The sequence below is a fragment of the Nitratireductor lacus genome (assembly GCF_056431025.1).
In genome coordinates, this window is record NZ_JBWKMB010000027.1 from 44,041 (window position 1) to 50,942 (window position 6,902).

At 55.0% G+C, this 6,902-nt stretch carries 6 protein-coding genes; 5 read left to right on the top strand and 1 reads right to left on the bottom strand.

Translation table 11 applies throughout. The annotated features are described in order from the left end of the window. Positions 1-64 precede the first annotated feature (64 nt). The 4 genes from AC07E3_RS18985 to AC07E3_RS19000 all read left to right on the top strand — a co-directional run bounded on the left by AC07E3_RS18985 (position 65) and on the right by AC07E3_RS19000 (position 4,415). Positions 65-958: a LysR family transcriptional regulator gene (locus AC07E3_RS18985; protein ID WP_336066471.1), complete on the top strand. Its 894-nt coding sequence runs from the start codon at positions 65-67 to the stop codon at positions 956-958. A gap of 384 nt (positions 959-1,342) precedes the next feature. Next, complete coding sequence (locus AC07E3_RS18990) at positions 1,343-2,350, top strand: hypothetical protein (RefSeq protein ID WP_223004957.1); 1,008 nt, start codon at positions 1,343-1,345, stop codon at positions 2,348-2,350. 1 nt (position 2,351) lies between these two features. Further along, entirely contained in the window at positions 2,352-3,647 is a 1,296-nt protein-coding gene (locus tag AC07E3_RS18995; protein ID WP_478364041.1) for an MFS transporter, read from the top strand. A 120-nt stretch (positions 3,648-3,767) separates the two neighbouring features. Further along, entirely contained in the window at positions 3,768-4,415 is a 648-nt protein-coding gene (locus AC07E3_RS19000; protein WP_478364043.1) for a LysE family translocator, read from the top strand. Positions 4,416-4,607: 192 nt separating this feature from the next. Here the strand turns inward: AC07E3_RS19000 and AC07E3_RS19005 are convergent, their stop codons facing one another. Continuing rightward, on the bottom strand, positions 4,608-5,546 hold the full coding sequence (locus tag AC07E3_RS19005; RefSeq protein WP_478364045.1) for a polysaccharide deacetylase family protein: 939 nt from the start codon (positions 5,544-5,546) through the stop codon (positions 4,608-4,610). Positions 5,547-5,699: 153 nt separating this feature from the next. On the opposite strand from AC07E3_RS19005, the gene AC07E3_RS19010 reads away from it, so the two are divergent. Continuing rightward, on the top strand, positions 5,700-6,839 hold the full coding sequence (locus AC07E3_RS19010; RefSeq protein WP_478364047.1) for a polysialyltransferase family glycosyltransferase: 1,140 nt from the start codon (positions 5,700-5,702) through the stop codon (positions 6,837-6,839). The last annotated feature ends 63 nt before the right edge of the window (positions 6,840-6,902 follow it).

Sequence of the window (6,902 nt, forward strand, 5' to 3'; positions counted from 1 at the left end):
GGCTGGAGGGGCTATAAGGCAAATAAGGTTTCATTCCATCCCTATCAGGAAATCTTATAGCAGAATGCTCAGTCAGAGATCCCTGGAAGCTTTTCGGGAAGTCATGCGGACCGGCAGCGTGTCGGGCGCGGCGGAAGAGTTGCTAGTCTCCCAGCCCGCCGTCAGCCGCCTGATCCGGGAGCTGGAAGAGCGGCTCGGCCTGCGCCTGTTCACACGCCATGGCGGGCGCATCGTCGCAACGCCGGCAGCGCATGAATTCTGGCTGGAGGTGGAGCGCAGCTTTACCGGACTGAAGCATATCGAGCGCGCCGCGGAGCAGATCAAACGCGGACAGCGCGCGACGTTGAGCATAGCAGCGGCACCGGCTTTCGCCCAGGCCGCATTGCCGCAGGCGGTGGCCGAACTGCTCGTGTCGCGCCCGGAATTCAGGGCCGAGTTCTTTTCCATGACGACATTGCCCGTGGTGCGCCAGGTGGCGCTCAGGCAATGTCAGATCGGGTTCGGCATTCCGACGCAGCACAAGTCCGAAATCGATGTGGTCAGGACCGGAACGCTCCCCTATCGCTTCATCGCGCCCGCTGGACATTTCCTGGGGCAAAAGCCGGCAGTTGATATAGAGGATCTTTCTGGTCTCGACTTTGTGGGTTTTGTCGATTCAACCATGACAGGCCGAAATTTCGACCGCCGTTTCGCGCGAATGCGCAAGCCCCCGGTTGTGAAGATGCGCAGCTATCTGTCAATCGTCATCGCGGCCTTGGTCCGGCGTGGTCTGGGGGTTGGTCTGGTTGATCCGTTCACCGCAGAAGAGCATGAGCGCGCGGGCGGCATCGTCCGGCCGCTCATCGCCGACGAACGCTTCGAATACTCCGTCATCAAGCCGCTCGGCGAAAAGTTAAGCCCGGAATGCGAGGCGCTGGTGGAAATTTTCGAGCGGCTGGCCGAAGCTCATCGCCACTAGATCGTGCAGGAAAATATTTCCTACGACTTAATTACATTCGTAAAAAAATAATTTAATTATAAATAATTATTAAAATTTAAAAAATTAATACTTAAATTCAATATATTATTGACTGCTTATGTAAGCCACCTTAAAGAGAATTTGAAGAGTATATCTTCTTCAATGAAATTTCCAATAATTGTAATATATATCCAAGAGAATTTTATGACCCTTTCCGAAAATCGAAGCAGTGCATCACATGTCGTAGCAGTTTCTGTGAAGCGTTTGGCAAAAGGCGTGAAACCCAGCCTTACACGCCCGGAGTGCACTGACAGCCAGCCCATCTGAGCAGCCCGGCAGGGAGGGCCGGTTTTGCCCCTTCCTGCCGCGCGAATTCAAAGGCTCATGTCGACCAAGGATGCACGGATGCACCAAAGCACGCTCGCTACAGAAGCTCCTTCATTTTCGCTGGACAGGGAATTTGTTCGCGAGTTTTGCCATGACGTTCTGGAGGTTGACGGCCAGTTGCAGTCCCTCGGGGATACAAAGAATGCCGGAGTTCTCGAACATTTGAGTTGCCAGTTCAGATCGAGATTTTCCGACACAGTGGTGGATATCGAGACGCAGATCGCGCACAAGGCGTGCGGTATAGCAGTCGTTGATGTGCCTTCAGTCTATGAAGACGTCACCGACGATGCGATTGCTGGCGCACTCGTCTCAATCGCCGCTACCTCCGCGCTCATCAAGCCGTCGAAAGATATCGAAAATCTCACCCCTTTCACGATGTTCAGCGCCTCTTGCGAAAGCAGCAGAGCACTCAGGAAAGCCGGCCTGCCAGACATTTCACCAACCGATATTCTCGATTTCCACTCAGACGGGCTCATCTGCGGCAAGTCGCTCGGTGTGCCCCGCTATATCGCGATCTACAACACCTTCATCAACTATCGGAAATGCGGTTTCTTCTATTGGGTTCCGACCTCCTCCATCGAAGCACTGCCAGAACACCTTGCTAGGATCGGCCTTGATGACGACTTCACATTCGAACTGACGCCGGCTGTGTACGGCGAGACCGGTTCCAAAATCGATAGAATTGTTGAACGCAGGGTCAGAACCGCAATTTTCAGGAAAGACGTTGATGGAAGTATCGTCACGTTCATGAACGGAAAGTTCACGGGAAAAGATGGAGCAGATGCCGATTTCACCTGGCCACTGAAGGCATTTCAGAACTCAATTGCCAAAAATCCATTCAGATATGCCGTGGAGCAGAGGTCGCGCCGGTTGATCATTTTGAACAATTCCAGCGGGTTCCACGCACGGGATATATTTGAGGATCCTGTCGAGGGGCACGAAGAAACCCGCAACTACCTAAGAAGTGTTTCGGCCGAAGCGTTCCATACGGGACACCTCCTGTAGATTGCGTTGCCGCTTCACTCGCCGGTCAGGACACGCTCGGCAAAAGCAAACCGGCGTTGGCGGAGTAATCGACTTGACAGATCAGGCGCCTGCGACCCTGCCTGCCCGGCATCTCCGTAATCGAGCGACGATCGAGTTTGCCGTCATGGCATTCTCTCTGGCTTCCTTTACAACCATTGGCCTCAGCCTCGTTGTCACCTCATGGATCGCGGCAGTCGAGGGATCGGTGTTCCTGGTCGGGCAGCTGTTTTTCGCCAGCAGCACCACCGCGCTCGTTTTCTCCATTTATGCCGGCGTGGTCACCGACCGGAAAAACCGGCTTTTGATCATCCGGCAGGGGCAGTCTCTGAGGATTCTGGGGGTCTGCGCGCTGGTCGTCGCTACACTGGGCACGTCAGCCGCCCCCTGGCTGTTTGCCTATGCGGTTCTCTTTTCGCTGGGGACGGTCCTCAATGCCGGCGCGCTGGATGGCATTGTCCAGCTGGCGGTCGATGAACAACAGCGTATGAAGCTCGCTATCCGCGTCTCGATTTGCCGTCAGCTTGGCATTCTATGCGGGACGGGCCTTGGGGGCGTCTCGCTCCACCACCTTCCGGCGGTCTGGCCGGTGCTGTTGATGGCAGTGCTGATGATGGTTCAGTTCGTCATAATCAGTCTCTTCTTCGCTGACTACCAGAACGCGCCTTCAAAGCCGCCAGGGCACGTCATCTCTGCATGGAAGGGAGGGCTGAGGGCTATCCTCGGGCAGCCCCGGCTCGCCTTCACCATCCTGACCATAGGGCTGCTTTTTTCTGCGTCCCAGATGGCAAATGTCCTCGTTCCGGGTTTTGTCAGGGACAGCCTGCAACAGGGCAGCGATGTTTATGGCCTTCTGGAGATGGCTTGGGCGGCCGGAGGCGGAGCGGCCCTGGCGACTGCGGCGGTGCGGACCAGATTGTCCGGCGCCCATCGCCGGGAGCTTGTGATTCTCATCATGGCCGGGGTCGCCATGGTGGCTTTCGCCAGCTCGAGAAGCCTCCCATTGCTGGTCGCAATCTATGCGATCCTCGGCGGAATGTTCGCGTGGGGAAGAGCCATATGTGACGGTCGAATACTGATTCTGGCGAAAAACGAGGAAATCGGCCGTGTGCGGGCAGCCACCTCGATGGTGGTCAGCCTGCTGGGCATGGCAATCTACGTATCGCCCACAATCATCGGCAGCGAAGATGCAATCCTCTACTATGTCTCATGGGGTGTGGTGCTATCGGTCGCCGGCGCCGTGATGCTGGGCCTCTGTGCCCGGGCAGGATGGAATTAAAAGCCCATGCCCGCCGCAACCCGCAGAATTGCGCACGATTGCATCACGAACGTGGCATCACGCGTCATGGCGTGATACCGATGCCAGCTTCATCCTCGAAACCTGCAAGGGAGGGTTGCGGTGGCGGCTGATCTTTGGACACAGTATCTGCCAGGTCTGGCCCTGGTGCTTTCGATTTTCACCATCGGCGTTGCAAGCCCCGGCCCTGCAACCCTCATGATCATGGGGACGGCGATGTCACGGGGGCGCCCGTCGGCTGTGGCTCTGTCGCTCGGCGTCGTGACTGGCTCAATGTTCTGGGGATGCTTTGCCGCATTCGGTTTTGTCGCCGCCATAAAGGCATCCGCGGAACTCTTTACCGCCATGAAGCTGGCCGGCGGCGGCTACCTCCTTTACCTGGCGCTCAAATCCTGGCGCTCGGCCATGGCTATAGAAAAGCCGCAACAGGTTCAGGCGATACAGCCGGTCAGCATCCGCCGATGCTTCGTCCAGGGCCTGCTGATACATCTCACCAATCCAAAGGCACCGCTGGTCTGGCTGGCGACACTTTCTGTCGGCATGGGAAACACCGCTCCCCTGCCGCTCCTGATGCTGACCGTGCTGCTTTGCGCCTTCATGGCGATGATCGTCTTTGTCGGCTACGCATTTCTGTTTTCGACAATGGCTGCATCGAGGTTTTACATGTCGTTCCGTCGTCCTTTCGATGCCGTTCTGGGTTTCCTGTTCGGTGCAGCAGCCATCAAGATACTGACTGCCAAGGCCGCTTGAAATTGCTGAACGGCGGTGGTTATCGGGCTGGGCTGCGTTGGCCAATGCCCAACGCAACGTGTCTGCCTTGTGTTCAGCCGCTGTCCCGGTGTCCTGCCGCCGACCTGATTGTCCACCCTCAGATTGGGCGGCCCCCAGTGAACGTCAAAGCAAAATCCCTTACCAGATCACCCGATGTTTCCGCCAAGAGACTCATTGCGGGAAATCATTGGTATCAAAACGCGGCAACGTCAGCGGGCAATCAGAATCAAGGTTCGCTGTCGCTACACGTGTTGTGAAGCCAAGAGTGCAGCGCCGTTTTTGCAGTACAGTCAGAAGTTCTTCATTCCATCCGCCGAAAGGGTAGCACATTACCCAAAATTTATCGACAGGGGATCCAATGTCGCGCAAGAAATCTAAAGAGAGATCCACTTCTCTCTCCTGTGTTTCGCGTGAAACTTCATTCAACCAATAGTGAGAGAAACCGTGCGATCCGAAATACATCCCGCATGAGTTCATTAGCTTAGCTTGGTCACGCGATATGTACAACTCGGAAGCGAATGCGGCTTCGTCGTTTGTGACAAACCGTGCAAATAATTCCTTGGAAATGGAGCGTCGCAGCTTTTCTGGCAATGCTGTTTGCAACATACGCTTTACGTATATTGTCTCAGCATCATCAAAGCGGTTGGGGTGCTCCCAGCGGGCCCTATAGTTTTCCACTGTATCCAATTGCATCTCACGCTGGTTCTCACGAACCCGTTCATCAACGTATCTGGACAGTTTTGCGGGATCGTCACAGCTAGCAAGAACAAAGTGGACGCGGTTCACATCAAGCAGTCGCGCGTCCCGAACAGGTTCTACCGGCGGGAAAAATGCTCCCTGAATTCCGCGATCAAAAAGAAGCGGAAACACAAGGTCGTAGTGCTCGGCGTATCCATCATCAAACGTCAGTAGAGCAGCGTTTTCAGGCAGTTCTTCGTTTTCTCTTGCTGCGTCCACAACATCCTGGATACGCACAAGGGTGAAGTTCTCTGCCAGGTAGTTCAACTGCCGCACGAAACCCGAATATTCCAACCCCTTGATTTTTGGATATCTACTGCGTTGAAATTCTCGCACGTAATGGTACATGACAACCGTGAGCACACGCGGCATTTTCGACCTCATACAGGCACATTCGAGACGCTACTCTTAGTGCAGAAGAAACCCCGGTGCCAACTCCGGAGCAATCGAGTAAGCCTCCCTTCACAACAATTGCCGCACCAGGGGATCATGAAGTTCCGGAAACGGGCAGACAGCTGCAACACCATGAGTGAAGACGAAATCTCTACAAGTCACCTCTGTAACAATTACCGACACCTGCTCATGGCAATGGCGGATATTGCGCTGACGGGTCAGAAAGCACTCCTGATCTATCTGGAGGATGACCTGCCCCTGCATGACGAACTGCGCCAGCGCCTGTTGTCTGCTTGCCCCGAGGCAGAGTTTCTCTTTACGACCGATGCCGATGAGATCGCGGCCTTCTCGCAACTGCCCCGATGGTTTCCGCCGATTGTGCGGCGCAATTTGAGGTTCGGCGGCCCGTTGGGACTGGTCACACCACACTCTTACGGAACACTGGCACTTCGCGGTCGGCATTTTGAAAGGGGTTATGTGTACCACTCTGGTTTTCACACCGCGAAATCGCTGGTGTCTCATTGTGATGAGATCGTGTTGAGAGAAGGCGGAACGCACAATTACGTGACCCATACAATACCTTGGGCGAAAGCGCTTCTGCGTGGATTTGCAGGCCGTCGGCCACGTTATAGAGTCTGGGGCGACGAACCCTGGATTGATCGCATACAGGTCGCCCTGCCTGAAGAACTTCCTCAATCGGTCCGAGCTAAGGCAAGCAGGATCGAGATGACAGAACTACTGACTTCCCTGCCTGAAAATCGATCTCGAGCTTTGGCCCGGGCATTCTTAGAAACTCCTCCACCGAGCCTGCGAGATGCGGATCAGAATGCTCTTCTTCTAACCCAACCCCTTGATCAGGCGGGTATCTGTTCGTTCTCACAGCAAAAACAATTCTATGAACTGGTCATTCAGATGCTGCATGACAAAGGGTATCGTGTATTCCACAAGCCGCATCCACGAGAAACGCCCTGCCCATTGCCCAACACGGAAGCAGTTCCAGCCCAGTTTCCGATAGAGGCATGGCCCTTTGCCGGAGGAAAACCATTTGACCTTGCGGTCACGGCCTTTTCGTCGGCGTTAAAGCGAAGTGATCTCGGCTTCGCAAAAATCGGATTGCAATTGATCCCGGTCGAGGCATTTAAAGCTTCGGAATTTTCTGGTTGGCCGCCCAGAGTCACAAGCACGTTCGACAAGCTCAACATGACGGGCCGACCTACTACAACAGAATCCGGAGACCCAGAGCTGGCTCCGCAAAATCGGACAGTGGTGTAAGTGGATTTTCTGCCTGACGGCAGCGAGGATTGTCGCTGCGAATCAGGAGTTGATATGACGAAG